The organism is bacterium (assembly GCA_040756715.1).
In the GTDB taxonomy this organism is placed as follows: domain Bacteria; phylum UBA9089; class UBA9088; order UBA9088; family UBA9088; genus JBFLYE01.
Genome location: JBFLYE010000207.1, coordinates 12726 through 31562 on the forward strand (window position 1 = coordinate 12726; position 18837 = coordinate 31562).

Here is an 18837-nt window from a genome sequence, read left to right on the forward strand (position 1 = left end):
CAAAAAATCGCATTTTAAGAAAATATTGTTTGCTTTCTTCAATATCACCAGAAATATATTTTAGATAGGAGAGGTAAAAAAGGCATTGAACAAAATCAAAAACCTCTTTATTCATAAGAGATGATATAAATTTCAGATATTTCGCAACCTTAACCTTAAGTTTCTCCTTTTTTCCCTTCAGAAGGACTCCCAAGATTATAAAGAATACCTTTTATCCTTCTCATTTAAGAGAAGATTATATCTCTCCTTCCTCTTCTTTGACTATTCTTCCCTATCATTGCTAAAAAGACAAACATCCCCCTTTTACCTCCAAGCCAACTCTAAGCCAAGAGTCTTTAGTATCTCCTTAAGTTCTCCTTCAGGTGGAGGTGCCCTAACAAATTCTTTCTCATTAAGTTAAACTGTCAAAGAGCAATTTTTGAGAAACGAACTTCAAGGTTGCGAAAAATAAGAAATTTTAGAACATCCCTTGCACTGATATATTTTGTTAGCAGAGGAAACATCTCATAAGAGTGTTGTGAAAAGCCATGGTCAGATCATGCCAAAAACTCTATTATTTGTCTTTCCATACTTTCTTTATCCACCCCATAATAACTTCTAATAATTTCCCTTCCGCCATATTTATAACAGTACCCTCTATCTATAGGCAAGCCTATACGTTTGACAGGAATCAGAAGGTCATTATCATTCAAGACCTCGCAGACCAAACTACCAAATCCTCCTGATAGAAAATGTTCTTCCAAAGTGATTAGTTTTTTTGCTCCTTTAATAATCTTAAGGAATAAGCTTACATTTATTGGCAAGGTATAAACATCTATCACACCCACATTAATCTTTTTCCTTTTAAGTTTATCAGCAATATCCAGGGCAGCGTGTGTCATGCAGCCTGTAGAGACTATGTAATAATCCTTGCTCTCTTTTAACACACATAATCCTTCAGTAAAATCAGAATTTCTATCGTAGAGGTTCGGAAAGACCCCTCTGTCTAATCTTACATAGTTGGGCATTTTCATCTTACAAGATATTTCTGCAATAGCAGAGGCCATAACGCTATCAGTCACACTGTGTATGGTTATGTGAGGCATTGCTCTCAAGATGGCTATGTCTTCAGTAATATGATGTGTTGGTCCTGAATCATCATAACCAAACCCTGCCCCAACACCGACAAGGGTTAGGGGTATCTTCATAATAGCATTATTAACCCTTATCTGCTCCAGACACCGCAGGGTTATAAAAGGGGCTATCGCATATACAAAGACCTTCTTTCCGCTCAATGTTAATCCAGTGGCTATCAATATCCCATTCTGTTCTGCAATACCAACATTGACAAAATGTGATGGTAAATCTCTCCTAAAATTATCCAATGCTGACGCCCCCATATCAGCAGAAATCACAATAATATCTTTATTCTTCAGTGCTATTTCATATACCTTATTCCAAAATGCATCTCTTTGGGTCATATTATTCATAACTACCAAATCTCCTTTCAAGTTCCATCATTGCTTTTTTTGCAGCTTCTCCTTTCGGTGCAATACCATGCCACAAAGGTTTATAACAAAGCGATTCTACACCTTCTCCTTTCACTGTATCTGCAATTATCACAAAAGGTTTGCTTAACTTCCTTGAACGTAGTGGCAACAATGTGGCTCTTATCTCCTCTATGGAATGTCCATCTATGCGTACCACTTCCCATCCGAAAGACTTCCATTTTTCCTCCATTGGCTCTAATGCTATAAGACTCTCAGTAAAATCGGTAACACACAAGTAATTTCTATCAATAATAGCCACCAAGTTATTTAGCCTGTTATGGGCAGCAAAGAGCGCCGTTTCCCATACTGAACCTTCATAACACTCGCCATCTCCCAGTAAGGTAAAGACAAGATAGAGATCGCGGTTCATTTTAGCGCCCAAGGCAATTCCTGCAGCAGTTCCGAACCCTTGCCCCAATGAACCCACTGTGAGTTCAACCCCTGGAACATCCCGTTGCAAATGAACTCCAAATTTACCATCTTTTTGAGCAAACTTATCCAACTCTTTAGAATCAAAATATCCACAATCTGCAAGAATAGCGTACAAAACAGGACTGGCATGGCCTTTACTTAAAATAAATCTATCCCGCTCTTCCCAATCAGGATTGTTAGGATCATGCCTTAAAATATTTCCATAATATAAAACAACGAGAATATCCGTACATGACAACGATGAAGTAATATGCCCTGTTTCTGCTTTAATACACATCTCAAGCACGGTCTTTCTTATCTGGTATGACTTTTTCTTAAGCTTGGAAACTATCTCATTCATTTTTTCTCCTTGGTAGATAATTATTCTCTAATATTTTCCTTTCCAGTTTTATGTTTAACATTTTTTGGATATGGTCTTTTACTTTTTCGTGAAATTTCTTACTTATTATATCGACGTATACAGGATTTGTAAAGTACTTATAAAATGCTTCATCTCTAAATTTTAAGACTTCTTTTGCACTGATATATTTTGTTGGAAGGGGCAATGTTTCATAAGAGTGTTGTGAAAAGCCATTCCAATTTTTTGGAAGTTCCCAACCTTCTTTAATAGCAATATCATATAATCTTGAACCTGGATATCCCATCACAGAATAAAAGTTTGCAAACTCACAATTTAAATCCATTGCAAGCTGGAGTGTCTCTTTCATTGTATTTATATCGTCTTCTGGCAGTCCAAACATATAATTACCAAGGACGTATATATCATTTGCCTGTATCATCTTTACTATATCTTTTATATCTTTTTTAATCTTTTTGTTTACCGAAGCTCTAACCCTTTCGTTACCTGATTCTATACCAAGGCATATCCAGTTTACACCGGCCTTCTTCATTTTTTTTAATAATTGCTCTTTAATTGTATCAACCCTTCCATATACCCAGAGATTTAAATCATAACCTCTCTCAATCATCAGATCACAGAACTTCTCTACCCTTGTGGAGGATAATATGAAAAGCTCATCATCAAATCTTATATTTCTAACTTTATATTTATTAACTAGGGTATCAATCCATGAGGCTACCTTATCCAGAGACCAGTATCTTATTTTTGGCTTTCCGAATGTCGCATTTATACAGCAATAGTGGCATGAGTAAGGACATCCTAAAGAGGTATTTATTGCCGCATATGGTGTTCTAATATCGGAAAAATCTTCTTTTTTGCTTTTTCCAGCGTCCTGAAAACAATGCATATTATGTGCTCTATAATTTGTAAGGGGCGGTAGTAAATCCCATGCATAATCATCTAACTCTTCATCTAAGTCTTCAATGAGGGAAGAAGGCCCTATAAAGTCTACAGAGCCATTTTTTCTAAACCATAACCCCTTTATGTTTTTTATATCTTCCTTTCCTTTTATATAATTTATTAAACCGTCTATAGTATAGGCTCCTTCTCCCTGGATCACAAAGTCAATATTTACCTCCCTAAGTGTCCTTTCTGGTAAGGCAGAGGGATGAATTCCTCCCATAGCAATAGAAACATCTTTATTATATTTTTTTATATCCTCTGCTATTTTAATAGCAGCAGGCATTGTCTGGGTTGACGCACAAGGATTATGGCCATAGACCATCATGATGATTAGCTCGGGATTGTATTTACTCATTATCTCCTTTGCTGTATCTTCATTCCAACCTTCAACATTCACATCGTAGATTGCCACAGGATATCCTTTTTTTCTTGTATAGTTGGCTAATAACATTGTCCATACAGGTGTAGAAATAGCTGTGTATTTTTCAGATGATAGGTTTTGATATGTTTTTTTATGACTGCCAGGATTTATAAATAAAATCTCTACACTCATTACAGATTACATCCTCCCTGGTTAACTAAGAACCAATTATAGGTCTTTCTTAGTCCATCCTTCATGGAAGTTTGAGGCTTCCATCCTAAGTCTAAAAATCTTGAACTGTCCAACAGTTTTCTTAACGCACATCGGTTTACTTCTGTCCCAGAGAATTCTACCTTCAAATTCTACAATCTTTGCTATAATTATTGCAAGCTCTTTTATCGAATAATCAATTCCAGTGCCTATATTATAATGAGTATTTTGTAATTTTTCTACATTTTTCACGACAAAAATTATATCCCGCACCACTGGTCACTAAAAAAATATTATTCATTGGAATTCTTCCAAAAATTCCTCAATGGTATTGATAATATAATTACATTCTTTTCTACCTAAATCCTGATGAACGCCAATATGAATAGCATTTTCTCCCATGTATTCAGAATGTGGGAAATCCCCCAGCTTATATCCTAAAAATGTAAAGCCTGGACATTGGGTTGGCATAGATGAAAACAGGCTTCTTGTGTCAATCCCCTTTTTCTCAAGATAAGAAACAAACTCATTTCTTGTAAAATTAGCTTTTTCCTGAATAATAATAGGCAATGCATGTGGGCCTATCTCCTCATAAGGCTCTTTTTCTATTGAGGTAAGATAGGGAGAAAATTTCCTAAATTTCTCCATAAGATAATAAAGATTTCCCCTTCTTTTCTCAAGAATCTCATTATATATCTCAAGATTTCCTATGCCAATGGCTGCCTCTAACTCATTCATCTTTGAGGAAAAACCTATTCTTTCAAAGATAAACCTAATGTCAGTATTATCTCCAAAACTAAACCTTTTTGGACAATAAGAAGAAGAAATATTAAGGACACAAGATTCACATTTACAGGCTCTACCATGGCTCCTTAAAGACCTTAATACCTCTGCAAAATCTGGATTATTGGTAGTAATAATTCCGCCTTCAATGGTAGTGATGATGTGGGCTATATATAAGCTGAAAGCACCCATATCCCCTAATGTCCCTGCCTTTCTATTTTTATAAGTTGCTCCATGTGCCTCTGCTGCATCCTCAATTACATAAAGATTGTGCTTTTTTGCTATAGTATAAATTGTATCCATCTCTGCTGGCTTTCCCATTAAATGAACCGGCATAATCGCCCTTGTTTTTTCTGAAATCGCATCTTCAATTCTTTCTGTGTCTATGTTTAGGGTAATTCTATCTATATCAACAAAAACAGGGGTAAAGCCAGCTTGTAATACAGCATTGCCTGTGCCGGCAAAGGATAAGGCGGGAAGGATAATCTCATCCCCTCTATTTGCACCGAAATCATACAATACCGCCAATGCCAATGCATCGGCATCAGTGCCACTGCTTACCGCTATAGCCTCCTTTGTTCCCAATAATTCAGCAAACCTTTTCTCAAACTCCCTAACATACTTCCCAGAAGACAATCTATTTGTTTCCAAGACTTCATTGATTATTTTCCTGGATTTTTCTGTTATTGATATTGTTCCAAAGGGAATTCGCATTATTTTGCTACAGTAAGAGCCTTCCAGGGAGCATAAGATAATTCTTCCCTCCAATACTCTAATAGGTCATTAAGGGTCTTTTCAAAAGGAATCTCTGGCTGCCAACCTGTTTTATTTTTAAATTTATCAATACAGGGTATTTGCAATGTTACATCAGATGGTCTTAAGCGAGCAGGGTCAACTTCTATTTTTATATCCTTCACGGAAGAAAGCCCAATTAGTCTATTTAACATTTCGCCCACACTCATTGTCTCCTTTCCTCCTATATTATAAACCTCTCCAGGTGGGCATTTATTTACCAATATCCAATACGCTCTCACGGCATCCTTAACATCCAAAAATGTCCGAATGCTCTCCAAATTTCCTACCTTAATTACAGGTGGGATTAAATTTTTTTCAATTGAGGCAATTTGTTTGGCAAAACTAGACTCGGCAAAGACCTCACCCCGGCGTGGGCCAGTGTGGGTAAAAAGCCTTGTTCTTATTGTCTTAATCTTCCAAGATAACCAATATTGAAGACCAAGCATATCTTCAGCAACCTTGCTTACCGCATAAGGAGAAGCTGGTCTAAAGGGATTTTCTTCCTTTATGGGAACCTCATCCTCTTTTACTTGGCCATAACATTCCGATGATGAACAAATATGGACTATGGGGTCGTAGTTTAAGCTAAATTTTAATTCTTTTACTGCCTCTAATAAATTGCAGGTTCCGAGAACATTTGCCTGTAGGGTAGCAATGGGTGAGCTAAAACTAAAATCAACATATGATTGTGCGGCAAGATGAAAGATAACCTCGGGTTTTTCTTCTCTTAAGATGGCTTTCAAAGAAGGGATGTCCAATAAGTCGCCATAGCATAATTTAATCTTGTCAAGAATGTGTTTTATATTTTCTACCGGAGCTCGCCAACGCACTAAGCCTAAAATTTTATTTTCAGCAAAATTTGTAATAATATATTCTGCCAGATGGCTTCCCACAAACCCGGTTATGCCTGTAATTAAAATTTTCATTGTTTTAGATACCAATTGTAGGTTTTAAAGAGACCCTCTTTTAATGATATTTTTGCCTGCCATCCGAGATTTCTCAATCTAGTTCCATCAAGCACCTTATAAGCCATACCATCGGGTTTTTCTATATCAAAGATAATTTCACCCTTAAAGTTCACTATCTCCTTTATAAGATAAGCAAGCTCTTTTATAGAAACCCCCTCTTGTGTCCCTATATTGATAATATCTGATTTATTATAACCTTCCATTAGAAAAATAGAGGCATCTGCAAGATCATCAACATAGATAAACTCCCTTATTGGCTTACCTGTTCCCCATAGGACAACATTATTTTCACCCTTTATCTTTGCATTGTGAAACTTTTTTATCAAGGCTGGAATTACATGGGAATCATCAAGGTCAAAGTTATCATTTGGACCATAAGCATTGGTTGGTATAGCAGAGATAAAATTTGTATTGTATTCTTGATTATAAGCCTCGCACATCTTTATTCCAGCAATCTTAGCCACCGCGAAGGCTTCATTGGTAGGTTCTAAATACCCTGAAAGAAGATTCTCCTCTTTTATTGGCTTTTGATATTCACAAGGATAGCAACAGGCGCAACCAAAGAATAAGAGCTTTTTAACCTTATAGAGATATGCTGAATGGATAATATTGCTCTGGATTAAAAGATTTTCATAGATAAACTTGGCAGGAAACCTCATATTTGCATTTATCCCTCCCACCCGAGCGGCTGCTAAAAAAACATATTCTGGCCTTTCTTCTTGAAAAAATCTTTCTACTTCCGATTGACGGGTCAGATCAAGTTCTTGGGAGGTTTTTGTAACTATATTTGTATATCCTTTATTTTTAAGCTTAAGAAGGATTGCTTGCCCAATCAAACCTTTATGCCCTGCAATATAGATTTTTTCCTCCCTTTCCATTATTTTTGGTAATCTGGCTGATAGACAATAATCTCAGAGCCAGTAAAATCAAATTTAAAGGGAACATATAGATAGCCTTTTAATGCCTCCCTTACCTTATTTTGATTCTCTTCCTCTACATAGAAGCACATAAATCCACCGCCACCTGCTCCTAATAATTTACCCCCTATTGCACCATTTCTAAGAGCAACCTCATATATATTGTCAATCTCGCTGGTGGCAATTTTGTTTGATAGCCTTCTTTTTAATTGCCAGGTTTCATTTAAAAGCTTGCCAAAATCAGAAAAATCATTCCTGCCTGAGGTAAGGATTTTATAAGCCTCATCTACCAACTCCTTCATTTTAAATAAGTTTTCCTTATTTTTTTGTGTATTTTTTATCTGCTCTCCTGCTATCTCTGAGGCATGTCTAGAAAGCCCTGTATAAAAAAGCATAAATTTATTTTCAAAGCTTTTTAAATGCTTTTCTTTCATAATAATAGGATTCACAATAATCTCTCCATTTTGCAAAAACTCAATGGTATTTAACCCTCCACAGGCAGCCCATACCTGATCTTGAGAACCTACATTTTCTTTTATAAGCTTTTGCTCAATATAGATTGCCTGCTTAAAAAGCTCTTCTTTAGAAATAACCTTTCCATTAAGGGCATATAGGGTTTTTAAAAGCCCAACCGTAAAGGATGAGCTTGAGCCCATTCCAGAAAGGGCAGGAATATCTCCCTCATGATGAATCTCCACTCCCTCTGTAATTCCTAAATATTTTAATGTCTCCCTTACTGAAGGGTGTTGAATCTCATCTATACTATTTATCAACTCTATCTTTGAATATACTATTCTATGTTTATGGTAAAAAAATGGTGGAAGCTTTCTACCGGTAATATAGCAATATTTGTCAATCGCTGCCCCTAATACCTTTCCTCCATTTTCCAGATAAAAGGAGGGATAATCTGTCCCCCCTCCAAAAAATGAAATCCTATGGGGTGTTTTTGAAATAACCATTTAGTTCTTGCCCTGCCTTTTTGTAATCTTCAGGAATTCCTATATCAATAAAATAATCATTGCTAATAAAGGCAAAGGGATTAATTTTGTCAATATTTTTCTCTAAAAAATTTTCAAAGGAAAAGGCTTTTTCGGGAGGAAAAAAGTCCATAACTGCCCTTTTCATAATGTATATTCCACCATTTATATAACCTTTCTCCTTAAAAGATTTCTCCTCAAAACCAATTATTTTATTCCCCTTTAATATTATAGAACCATATCTTTCAAAATTATACATTAGCTTTATAGCGATTGTCAATAGAGAATGCTCGCTACAATGAAAATTTCTCAATTCCTCTAAATTAAGAGGAAAAAATGTATCGCCATTTAAGACAAAAATATCATCTTTCTCTGTTCTTTTTAAAGCCTCATTAATCGCCCCACCTGTTCCCAGGGCTTCTTCTTCTACAACATATTCTATTGCTAATCCTCTGTATTCTAAACCAAAATAGTCTATAATGGCTTGATGTTTATATCCTACTGAAAGCAAAACCCTATTTATATTTTGAATTTTTAGATAATTCATTAAATAGGAAAGAAATGGCTTTCCATTTATATCTACCATAGGTTTTGGGATATCCTTTGTAATACTTTGAAGCCTTGTGCCTTTTCCGCCTGCTAATACTATTACTTCCCCTAAATTAGCCACATATTTCCTTCTCAATAATTTCGCAAATGATATGTTCAATTAAAAGGTGCATCTCCTGGATGCGTGGAGTGTTATTTGATGGGGTTTTAATTACAATATCAGAAAATTCTTCAATCCTTCCTTGCTTTTCACCGGTAAGGAGGATGGTTTTAATATTAAGATTTTTTGCCCTTTTAAATGCTTGTAAAACATTTTCTGAATTTCCACTTGTAGATATGCCCAAAAGAACATCACCCTCTTTTCCCAAACCTTTTACTTGCCGGCTAAAAACATCATTATAAGAATAATCATTAGAAATGGATGTTAAAACAGAGGTATCTGTGGTTAAGGCAATGGCAGAGATAGGATTTCTATCTTTATAAAATCTGCATAAGAATTCACCTGCGATATGTTGAGCATCTGCCGCACTTCCACCGTTTCCACAAAGCATTAGCTTATTTCCTTTTTTAATAGCATTAGCAATTACATCAATTGTTTCTAAGATAGCCCTTAGGTAATTCTCATTGTTCAATCTATTTAAATTCTCTATTGTTTCCTTAATCCTCTCTTTTATCATTTATTTATTATAAAATATCCTCAATATATGTTGCAATGAAAAATTCTTATTGTGCTCTTGTCTTGTAATTTTGGCAATTTGACCATATGTAAAACCATCGTTTAAGAAGAAGTATTGCTTTTATACGATCTGGTATTTGCCTTTCTTTAAGTTCCTTATGTTTTTCTATTAGATTTTTCCCCCTTTTTCCTTTGTTGACTTAGTATAGCCCTGTTCATATTACAGCTTAATATTCTTCATAGCAGGCGCTTTTTCCTAAAATAGATAAATACGGCCAGGGTAGAGGCTATGGCAATCCCAAAGACAAATGCTACTCCCTTTATCCCCCATTTAAACTCAGGAAGGGCTATATTCATTCCATAGTAGCTTGTAATCATTAAAAATGGCATAGCCAATGTAGCGATTACAGTAAGAACCTTTAGGACTTCAGAAAGATGGGATTCTAAGTTTGAAGAGCATACCTCAAGGATATGGGTTAGAATATCCCTATAGGTGTTAAGGGTTGTATTTACTTGGATAATATGGTCAGCTATATCCTTAAAATAGGGGATAGTTTCTTCCTTTATGATGGGAAATGGTTTTCTAATAATGGTGTTGATCACTGACTGCTGGGGAAGGATTATTCTTCTAAGCGACAAAATCTTCTTTTTGATATCAAAGAGACGGCTTATCGCATTCCGGGAGGGATTAAGCATAGCCTCTTCCTCTGCCCTGTCAATTTCAGCATCAATCCTTTCAGTAATGAGAAGGAAGCTATCTACTATTTTATCAAGAATAGAATGGAGAAGGAAGCAGGAATTATTCTTAAGAAGCTCTTCCTTCTTCTTTATTGTGCCTATAAGCTCAGATAAAGCAGGGATTGGCCTTTCGTGAACTGAGACTACATAGTTTTTTCCCACAAATATGCTTATCCCTTCAATTTCAGAATTCACCAATGCATGGACAACGATAAAGAGATAATCCTCAAACTCATCAATCTTTGACTGATTTTGGGGGAAGATACAATCCTCAATGGATAGCTCATGGAATTTAAAGACATCCTCTAATATATCAATATCTGTCTCATTTGGGTCTTCTATATCTATCCATAAAAGCTCAGCCTTGGAAAGATTAAGCCCTATCTCTTCCCTTTTTATATCAGAGGCTATTTTTTCATCTATATAAGCAAATGATTTCAGCATAATGATAGAGCACCAGAGCAGCCTACTAGCATCCTTCTAGCACCAGTTTTCATATCTTTTCTTCCCCGATGTATTTTCTTAAAACCTCTGGAATAATTACCCTTCCATCTTCGGTTTGATAATTTTCCAAAACTGCCGCAAATGTTCTTCCTACCGCCAAACCTGAACCATTCAATGTATGAACATATCTAGCCTTTGACTCCCGACTTTCGACTCCCGACTCCCGACTTCTATACTTTATATTGCATCTTCTTGCCTGGAAATCGGTAAAATTAGAGCAAGAGGATATTTCTACATATTTTCCCATTCCAGGCATCCATACCTCAATATCATATGTCTTTGAGGCTGAAAATCCAAGGTCTCCTGTGCATAAGCTAACAACCCTGTATGGCAATTCCAATCTTTCCAATACTTTACAAGCATCGGACAATAGAATTTCAAGCTCTGAATATGAATCCTCTGGTTTGCTTATTCTAACAAGCTCAATCTTATCAAACTGATGCTGCCTTATTAAGCCCCTTGTCTCCTTTCCATAGCTTCCCGCCTCTTTTCTAAAACAGGGTGTATAGGCGGTATAAAGCAGAGGAAGGTCATCTTCCTTCAAGATTTCATCAGAATGGAGATTGGTAAGGGGAACCTCAGCAGTTGGGATAAGCCATAAATCGCAATTGGTGCATTTAAATAGATCATCAGAAAATTTTGGAAGCTGTCCTGTTCCTCTCATTGTTTTTGAAGAAACCAGGAATGGTGGCGAAATCTCGTTATAACCATTTTCTTTTGTATGAAGGTTTAGCATAAAGTTTATCAAAGCCCTTTCCAGTAAAGCTCCCTTTCCTATATAAAGGGAAAACTTTGAGCCAGATAATTTTGTTGCCCTTTTTGCATCCAATATTCCCAAAGCTTCTCCCATTTCCCAATGTGGCTTTGGAGCAAAGGAGAATTCCCTTATTTTCCCCCATCTTCTTATCTCTTTGTTATCATCTGGGCCTTTTCCAATAGGAACCGAGGAATGGGGAATGTTTGGAATAAAATATAAGAGCTTATCCAGCCCCTCTTCTATTTCTCTTATTTTTCCCTCAAGCCCTTTTATTTTAGAAGATAAAGCCTTTGTTTCTTCAATCAGGTTTTTTTCTCCCCTGTTTATCCTCTTTTGAATTAGATTTCTCTTTTCTCTTGCCTTATCAATTTCTTGGATAAGCATCCTTCTCTCTTTTTCCTTTTCTTCAAAGGAAGAAAGGAAATCAAAGGAATACCCCCTCTTGTTTAATGCCTCCCTTACCGTCTCAATATTTTCCCTGATAAACTTTATATCTAGCATAGCTTAGTGAACACCCCTTTTGCCTCTTTGATAAACTCTTTAGCATAAGCAAGTTGGGTTTGGGCATCTTCTTTGGTTATCTTTACAAAATCTCCATAATCAGCATCTTCGCGGATATCTTTGGCTTTTGCTAATAATTTGCCAATCTCTTTTGAAAAAAATCCTGGTTTAACAATATGCTGGTTAAATAGAGCAATTACCCCTGAATGTTTGCTTGAATCAAGCTCTTTTAGGGCAAGAAGAGCCCTGGCTGCTGTAAACATTGCATAGTAAGTTCTGTTGACTGAGAGTCCATAGTGATTTTTGGCTAGACTATCCTCTGCCTCTACCAATCTTTCTTTTGCTTTCTCAATTCTATATTTGGCTAAATTTATTCGGCTCACAAGACCACCCCTTCTTTTTCTACTTTCTCAAGAAAGAACGAACCCAATCCCTTATTCTTTTTATATTCAGATAGGCTGTAGACGACAGTGGCTAATGGACTATTGGTTTCAAACAAATAATCTGCTGCTATATCACTTATTTCATCCCTTATGCCCTTTCTTTTCTTAACCAGGATAAATATATCTATATCTGATTCTTTAGTAAAATCACCCCTTGTTTTTGAACCAAAAAGCCTAATGGAAAGAATTTTATTCCCCAATCTTTCCCTTATCTCTTTTACGAAAGAGGTTACCACTCTCTTCTCTTTCTTATTTAAATAGACCATCTTTATATTACCTTAATTTTTCCAAAACAGCCCTTCTCATTACATCAATTGGTGGATAAACCCCTGTCCATATTTCAAATGCTCTTGCCCCCTGATGGATAAGCATTTCAATGCCATTTATAATCTTTGCCCCCCTCTTTTCTCCTTCAATTAAAAGCCTTGTTTTTGGTGGATTATAGATAATGTCATAGACAATTTGTTCTTTCTGAATAAGTGATAGCTCAATGGGAATAGGGTCATTTTCCTTCATTCCCAAAGGGCTTGCATTTATAATGAGGTCATAGGGTTCTACTTTGCCATCAAAGCTCTTTACAAAGCAGTTAAAATTGTCCTTTAGTAAGCGATAAAGCCCGTCTTCCCTCTCTTTTGAAACATCAGAGATACAAAGCCGGGCTATACCCTCATATGCCAATGATACACCAATTGCCCTGCCTGCCCCACCACATCCTATAAGCAAGGCATTTTTTCCCTTTAAACTAAAATCCTTAATTGATGCAATAAACCCCTCTCCATCTGTATTATAGCCAAAGATTCCATTTTCCCGCATTCCGCATTCCGCATTTCGCATTCCGAATTTAATAGTATTTACCGCACCAATCATTTTTGCCTTTTCATCTATCCCTGTAAGATGGCTCATTGCTTCAATCTTATGAGGAATTGTTACATTAACGCCAACAATACCCAAGGCAGAAAGACCATATATTGCCTCCTTAAGCCTTTCTGGTTCTACATTAAAGGGAAGATATACCCAATTCATATTAAGCTGTGAAAAGCAAGCATTGTGCATTATGGGAGAAAATGTATGTTTAACAGGCCATCCCATAACCCCAACAATCTTTGTTTTCCCTGTAATTTGCATAAGAAAATTATCCCATAAAATCAAGATAATTTCAAGCATAAAAAAATCCTAAAGTTTTTTTAAAAAAATGCCGATATAAATATAAAGTAAAGTAATATGAACACAGTTTCTGGCATCAGTTCAGCAGGAAGTTTGGCAATCCATAAGATGGGGCTGGGAAGGGATGATTTTCTAAAGCTTCTTACCGTTGAAATGAAAAATCAAAATCCACTTGAGCCTTTGGACAATAAGGAATTTATTGCCCAACTGGCAACATTTTCTACTTTAGAGCAAATGATGAACCTCAACGAGAGCTTTGTTTCCTTTATGAATATAAATTCAAAGGCAGATGTCCTTTCTGTTTTGGGAAAACAGGTAAGTGTTCAAATATCTGACAGCCAAACCATCACCGGAAGGGTAATTGAAATAAATTATAAAAATGATCAACCTTATCTTAAATTATCTTATTCGGGAGGAATATTAGAGACAGAATTTAATAATATCGTTTCTGTAGAAAATTAAATGAAATTTAAAATTTGCAATTTTAAGGGAGGCAAAAAAAGATGTTAAGATCAGTCTATTCAGGGATTACCGGGATGAGGATTAACCAGCTATGGTTTGATGTAATAGCTGGGAATATGGCGAATGTAAATACGCCTGGTTTTAAGAAATCAAGGATTTCATTCCAGGACCTATTAAACCAGAGCTTAGAGGGAGCTATGCCTGCCATGGGTGAAACAGGAGGAACAAATCCCATGCAGGTTGGTTTGGGCTCGCGGGTGAGTGTTATCCAGGTTGTCCATACCCAAGGAACAGTAAAAGAAACCCAGGTTAAAACAGACCTTGTGATAAATGGAGAGGGATACTTTATTGTTGACGGTGATGATGGCAATAACTATACCAGGGCGGGAAATTTTACCTTTGATAATGTGGGAAACCTTATAAACCAATCCAATGGTCGTAGGGTATTAGGATGGGCGGCAGAGAGGGATTCTGTAACCGGTCAGCTAGTGATCGATGCCAATAACAAGACAAAGATTGATACAAGTAAGCCATTGGAGGGATTAAAGATAAATTTAGAGGATATTATGAGCCCTAAGCAAACCACCAACATCTCATTTGAAAAGACGCTTAACTCATCAGCCAAAAAGATATTTGATCCAATTTCCCTTAATTTTGTAAAGTATATAAAGAGTGTTGTTCCTGTCTCAGAAGAGGGGTTAAAGATTTCCCTTGATGTATCTTGGGATGAGGCAAACTTTGAAAATACACCCACGGGAACAATAACCCTAGGCCCAGAGGGTTCAACCAAGACATTTGATCTAGGTTCAAAACCCAGGGACCTTATAAATACCATAAACAACAATTCAGCAACCACAGGGGTTTCTATAGAATATAGTGTAGAGGAGGATAGGTTTATCCTTAAGGTAGACCCCGAAATTGAAGCAGTAAAAAGTGCAGGGGGAAGGATTGTTGTTTCTGAAACACCTGCCTCGGGAAGGACAGGCTTTTTTACCGAGGCAAAGATTCCTACCAGGATATATCATTCCTCTAATGATCTAAGGATTGATTTTGATCATCTCCTAGATCCCAAAAATCCAGATAATTTCTATCTAAGATGGAAGGCAATAGATGCTTCAACGAATGAGCCTATTTCAACAAATGCCTATTATTATAGGTCTGATGATTATGGCCTTTTGCCTGGTCAGGTAACCGGAGAGGTGGTTGGTTATACAAGAGTTGCGTATAATGCAGCCGATCCTGATGATGTTAAGACAAGGGCACTTGTCTTTGAACTTGATAATGCAGATATTGATCCCTCAACCCTTCAAATTAGTGTTATTCCTCCTGGAAGCAGTACCCCAGTTATTTATTCTCCATACAAACTTCCCGCAGGAGAAGGATCCGCATATATACAAGCCGAATATAGCCCTCCACTTAATTCCTACTACTTTGATGACAATGGCCAAACCGAGGTAATCTATCCCTATAATGGCACAAATGGAGATGTAGGGGTAAATATTGGAAAAAGTAGGAACGGGGTTGACCGGATAATCTTTATTAGCCATGATGATGGAGCGGGAAATATAGAAGCTGGTCCACCACCTTTGGGAAGTAAAATAATCGCAGATTATATGAGAAATGGCTTTAATCTAAACTCATCCTCGGTTGATCCAACAACCCTTGAAATAAAGATAGATGATATCCTTCAAGATAAGGCAAGCTATACATTTAATAATAACTTAGGGGTGGGTGGAAATGATCAAATAACCTTTTTCTCTACCATAAGTAGCGAGGAGGTAGCTAGGGATTACCTTGATATTGATCAGCCATTTGAAAGCGCAGGGTTCAATTCTGCACCTAATTTGGTAATGCCAGATGATGCTTTGGACTCAACCATAACCATTAGATGGGGATCTGGGGCAGGCCAGTTTTGGACATCTTCTAGTTTAAGAAGCTACTCAAGCGTAAGAGACTTTTTAAGCACAGTTACAGAATCGGTAAATAGTAAGATTGATCCAACGGGAAGAACCAAGCCCTTTGAGATCTCTTACAATCTGAAGGATGATCGCTTTGTGATAAAAAACTCAGGAACAATATATCTCTCCCAGAGCAATCAAGAGGGATTTTTAGCCCATGCAAAGCTTCCAGGAGAGGAAGGCACAGCTGAGGCATCGATTGCTCCCAACGAAAATCCAAGGAGTAGGGAAGAGGTTGTGATGAATAGATTGGACATTTCTAAGCCATTTATTAAGGCAGGATTTAACAATGGATTTAAACAGGCAGATATGAGTACACTCCCAGATGAGTGGATTACATTTACATGGACGATAACCAAAGCTGGGACTTCTTATACTGCCTTCTGGGATTCCAGAAAGCTGGGAGATTATGGATCTGTTCAGGAGTTTATTGATGATGTAAATCATGCCGTGGTTCCAGCAGCCCTAAGGAATGATTCTTCCGTTACCAATGACCCTGCTATACAAGGCGATCCCCTTCCTCTCACCATAAGATACGACCCTAATACAGATAGATTTACCACAGTAAATTCAGAGTTAAGTATGAGGGTAAGCCAATACACAAGCGATGGCTTTTTAACCAAAGCCCATCTTTTAACCGATGGCGTAGATGAGGTTTCTATTCCAGTTTCTCCTGCCTATAATCGGGTAGTAACCGCAGATTATAACTATAACAAGACCGTTGAAGCAAAAGGCATCCTTCAGCTTGATGCTGATTATAAGGTAATCAACAACTTTAGGGATACAGAATCTGTTCCCGAGATTACATCAAGCATGGAGGTTATTGATGGAATTGGGATTGTAAATTTAGGAGGGGGTTGGGATCAATTTGATTCAGGAACAATAAATGGAACAATAACGATTGAGACAGATTCGGGAAAATATATCTCAAAAGAGATAAACCTTACATATTATCCAACCGTTCAATCCCTCCTGGATGAGATAAATTCATCGGATGCAATGGTGGCCATAGAATATGATTCATCTACCGATAAATTTAAAATAAGCTCAAAGACAGAGGGGGCAAGGATATCCCTTTCCGAAACAGGAACGGTTCCCTTCTTTTCAGAGGTAAATATTTCCTTAGGAACCATTGAGGGAGGAAATAATAATTCTGTGATGGACTTAGAAACAGAAAGGCCAATACCTGAGGATGGATGGGCAGATACAACCTCTGCTGCGGGAACAGGAAGGGACTTTATCAGGATAAATGTTGCTTCAAATGAGGTAAAGGATGAAGAATTGGGAAGGGTGGGAGCAGGAAAGTGGGGAACCAATGTAGTAAAGGAAAAGGTTGGCACATTTCCTGCTGCTCCCCCTGAGCCTGTTCTTTTTGACCTTTTTCATTCAGATGTGGATAGAGATACAGTGGTTGCTTATTATTATGATTCAGCGGCTCCTGCTGGACATGAGATTATAATGATTCCAAAAGACCAGGTAGCATTTTTAGATAATGAGGGAACAGGTGGAAGGGATGCAATTGCTATAACGCAATCTGCTGGTATTCCTGCAAACGACTCGGATATATGGGTAGACTATACACGGCTTAATGCCTTTGACCTTAAAAATCCAGATGTTGATTCAACAACCTTAGTGCTTAGAGTAAATAATGTAGTTCAGGATGCATCAAAGTTCACATTTCAGGACGGAGGGGGCTCAGGTGGGGTGGATCGGATAATTTTAGATGAAGCCTATACATCAGGAAATATTGTTGAGGTTGAATATCGCCAGGTCAATCCTCCCTCGAGTGATGTATTCATTCCCAATGGCAATTTTGGAGCCGAATCCCTTGTCTTTACCCCAAATACAAATGTAGATAATACATATATAGGTTATAAATCATCGGATGAGGGAGATGCGGTTACCGCTCAATATAATGAGGGATATTTCTATCTTTCTCCTGCTAAAATATATGATAGCCTAGGAAAGCTAATCGAGATTTCCTATAGATTTGAGAGGCTTTCGCAAGATAAGTGGCTCTGGAGCCTCTTAAATCCAGTAGACAACAACAAATTCGCGGGATATGGAATAGTTGCCTTTAAGGAGGGAAATTATGACAAAGAAAACTCAAAGGTATTTGAGTCTCCCTCAGACGAACAGCCAGCGGGAACAAGGTTTAAAGGGGTCTACTTTAGCTCTCTGGGAGCAGTTCCTTCAGAGATAACCACCGACTTTACCAAGCTTCATCAATTTGCCCAAATAGATACAAGGGCATCAAAATCCGATGCCGAGACCTCTCAAGATGGATATGGAATGGGAAAACTTCAGGAAAAAAGCATAAATGCAAAGGGTATAATTGTTGGCAAATATACCAATGAGCAGGTTCAAGAGCTTGGACAGATAGCTTTAGTCACCTTCAGTAATCCCTCAGGGCTCTTTAAAACCTCAGCTACCTTCTTTACCGAAACCCTAAACTCAGGAAAGGCACAGATTGGAACACCAGGTGAAGGTGGATTTGGTTCTATCCAGTCAGGTGCTTTGGAGATGGCAAATGTTGACTTAGTTGAGGAATTTACCGACCTTATCATTGCCCAGCGTGCATTTCAGGCAAATGCTCGTATAATTGTAACCGACGACCAGATATTGACAGAAATTGTCAATATGAAGAGGTAATAAAAAATTATAAATTTTAAATTTTGAATTTTAAATTATAGTTAATTCCATAACGCTTTACAAAATGTATGTGTTTAGATAATCTTAAGGAAAACTTTATAAAATTATGAATTTTGAATGTTGAATTTTGAATTAAAAGGGAAAAAATTTTATAAAAC

Annotated in this window: 17 protein-coding genes; 2 read left to right on the forward strand and 15 right to left on the reverse strand. The window is 37.1% G+C overall.

Annotation, left to right across the window (positions count from 1 at the left end; translation table 11 throughout):
- Nucleotides 1–536 precede the first annotated feature (536 nt).
- From AB1397_08035 to aroE, 15 genes are all read right to left on the reverse strand, one after another.
- On the reverse strand, nucleotides 537–1469 hold the full coding sequence (locus AB1397_08035; GenBank protein MEW6482920.1) for a transketolase C-terminal domain-containing protein: 933 nt from the start codon (nucleotides 1467–1469) through the stop codon (nucleotides 537–539).
- Entirely contained in the window at nucleotides 1462–2301 is an 840-nt protein-coding gene (locus AB1397_08040) for a transketolase (protein ID MEW6482921.1), read from the reverse strand. Before AB1397_08040 ends, AB1397_08035 begins: the two co-directional genes overlap by 8 nt.
- Complete coding sequence (locus AB1397_08045) at nucleotides 2294–3817, reverse strand: radical SAM protein (protein MEW6482922.1); 1524 nt, start codon at nucleotides 3815–3817, stop codon at nucleotides 2294–2296. Before AB1397_08045 ends, AB1397_08040 begins: the two co-directional genes overlap by 8 nt.
- 36 nt (nucleotides 3818–3853) lie before the next feature.
- Nucleotides 3854–4087 (reverse strand): hypothetical protein, encoded by a 234-nt coding sequence (locus AB1397_08050; GenBank protein ID MEW6482923.1) that lies wholly within the window; start codon nucleotides 4085–4087, stop codon nucleotides 3854–3856.
- A 45-nt stretch (nucleotides 4088–4132) separates the two neighbouring features.
- Nucleotides 4133–5386: a DegT/DnrJ/EryC1/StrS family aminotransferase gene (locus tag AB1397_08055; protein ID MEW6482924.1), complete on the reverse strand. Its 1254-nt coding sequence runs from the start codon at nucleotides 5384–5386 to the stop codon at nucleotides 4133–4135.
- On the reverse strand, nucleotides 5332–6339 hold the full coding sequence (locus tag AB1397_08060) for a GDP-mannose 4,6-dehydratase (GenBank protein MEW6482925.1): 1008 nt from the start codon (nucleotides 6337–6339) through the stop codon (nucleotides 5332–5334). Before AB1397_08060 ends, AB1397_08055 begins: the two co-directional genes overlap by 55 nt.
- Complete coding sequence (locus AB1397_08065) at nucleotides 6336–7259, reverse strand: GDP-L-fucose synthase (GenBank protein ID MEW6482926.1); 924 nt, start codon at nucleotides 7257–7259, stop codon at nucleotides 6336–6338. The genes AB1397_08060 and AB1397_08065 overlap by 4 nt, the downstream gene beginning before the upstream one ends.
- Nucleotides 7259–8257 (reverse strand): kinase, encoded by a 999-nt coding sequence (locus AB1397_08070; protein ID MEW6482927.1) that lies wholly within the window; start codon nucleotides 8255–8257, stop codon nucleotides 7259–7261. The genes AB1397_08065 and AB1397_08070 overlap by 1 nt, the downstream gene beginning before the upstream one ends.
- Nucleotides 8232–8945 carry a nucleotidyltransferase family protein gene (locus tag AB1397_08075; GenBank protein ID MEW6482928.1) on the reverse strand — a complete coding sequence of 238 codons (714 nt, stop codon included), beginning with the start codon at nucleotides 8943–8945 and terminating at the stop codon, nucleotides 8232–8234. Before AB1397_08075 ends, AB1397_08070 begins: the two co-directional genes overlap by 26 nt.
- Complete coding sequence (gene gmhA / locus AB1397_08080) at nucleotides 8938–9501, reverse strand: D-sedoheptulose 7-phosphate isomerase (protein ID MEW6482929.1); 564 nt, start codon at nucleotides 9499–9501, stop codon at nucleotides 8938–8940. Before gmhA ends, AB1397_08075 begins: the two co-directional genes overlap by 8 nt.
- Before the next feature lie 236 nt (nucleotides 9502–9737).
- The gene (locus tag AB1397_08085; GenBank protein MEW6482930.1) at nucleotides 9738–10682 is read right to left on the reverse strand and encodes a magnesium transporter CorA family protein; all 945 of its coding nucleotides are present in this window, start codon (nucleotides 10680–10682) and stop codon (nucleotides 9738–9740) included.
- A gap of 49 nt (nucleotides 10683–10731) precedes the next feature.
- Complete coding sequence (gene serS / locus AB1397_08090; protein ID MEW6482931.1) at nucleotides 10732–12000, reverse strand: serine--tRNA ligase; 1269 nt, start codon at nucleotides 11998–12000, stop codon at nucleotides 10732–10734.
- Complete coding sequence (locus AB1397_08095) at nucleotides 11994–12383, reverse strand: HEPN domain-containing protein (protein MEW6482932.1); 390 nt, start codon at nucleotides 12381–12383, stop codon at nucleotides 11994–11996. Before AB1397_08095 ends, serS begins: the two co-directional genes overlap by 7 nt.
- Nucleotides 12380–12709, reverse strand: a complete 330-nt coding sequence (locus AB1397_08100) for a nucleotidyltransferase domain-containing protein (GenBank protein ID MEW6482933.1) — start codon at nucleotides 12707–12709, stop codon at nucleotides 12380–12382. Before AB1397_08100 ends, AB1397_08095 begins: the two co-directional genes overlap by 4 nt.
- A gap of 7 nt (nucleotides 12710–12716) precedes the next feature.
- The gene (gene aroE / locus AB1397_08105; protein MEW6482934.1) at nucleotides 12717–13607 is read right to left on the reverse strand and encodes a shikimate dehydrogenase; all 891 of its coding nucleotides are present in this window, start codon (nucleotides 13605–13607) and stop codon (nucleotides 12717–12719) included.
- A 57-nt stretch (nucleotides 13608–13664) separates the two neighbouring features.
- Here aroE and AB1397_08110 point away from each other — a divergent pair, with 57 nt between their 5' ends.
- Both AB1397_08110 and AB1397_08115 read left to right on the forward strand, forming a co-directional pair.
- A complete protein-coding gene (locus AB1397_08110; GenBank protein MEW6482935.1) occupies nucleotides 13665–14069 on the forward strand; it encodes a flagellar hook capping FlgD N-terminal domain-containing protein in 405 nt (134 codons plus the stop codon).
- A gap of 41 nt (nucleotides 14070–14110) precedes the next feature.
- Entirely contained in the window at nucleotides 14111–18679 is a 4569-nt protein-coding gene (locus AB1397_08115; GenBank protein MEW6482936.1) for a flagellar hook-basal body complex protein, read from the forward strand.
- The last annotated feature ends 158 nt before the right edge of the window (nucleotides 18680–18837 follow it).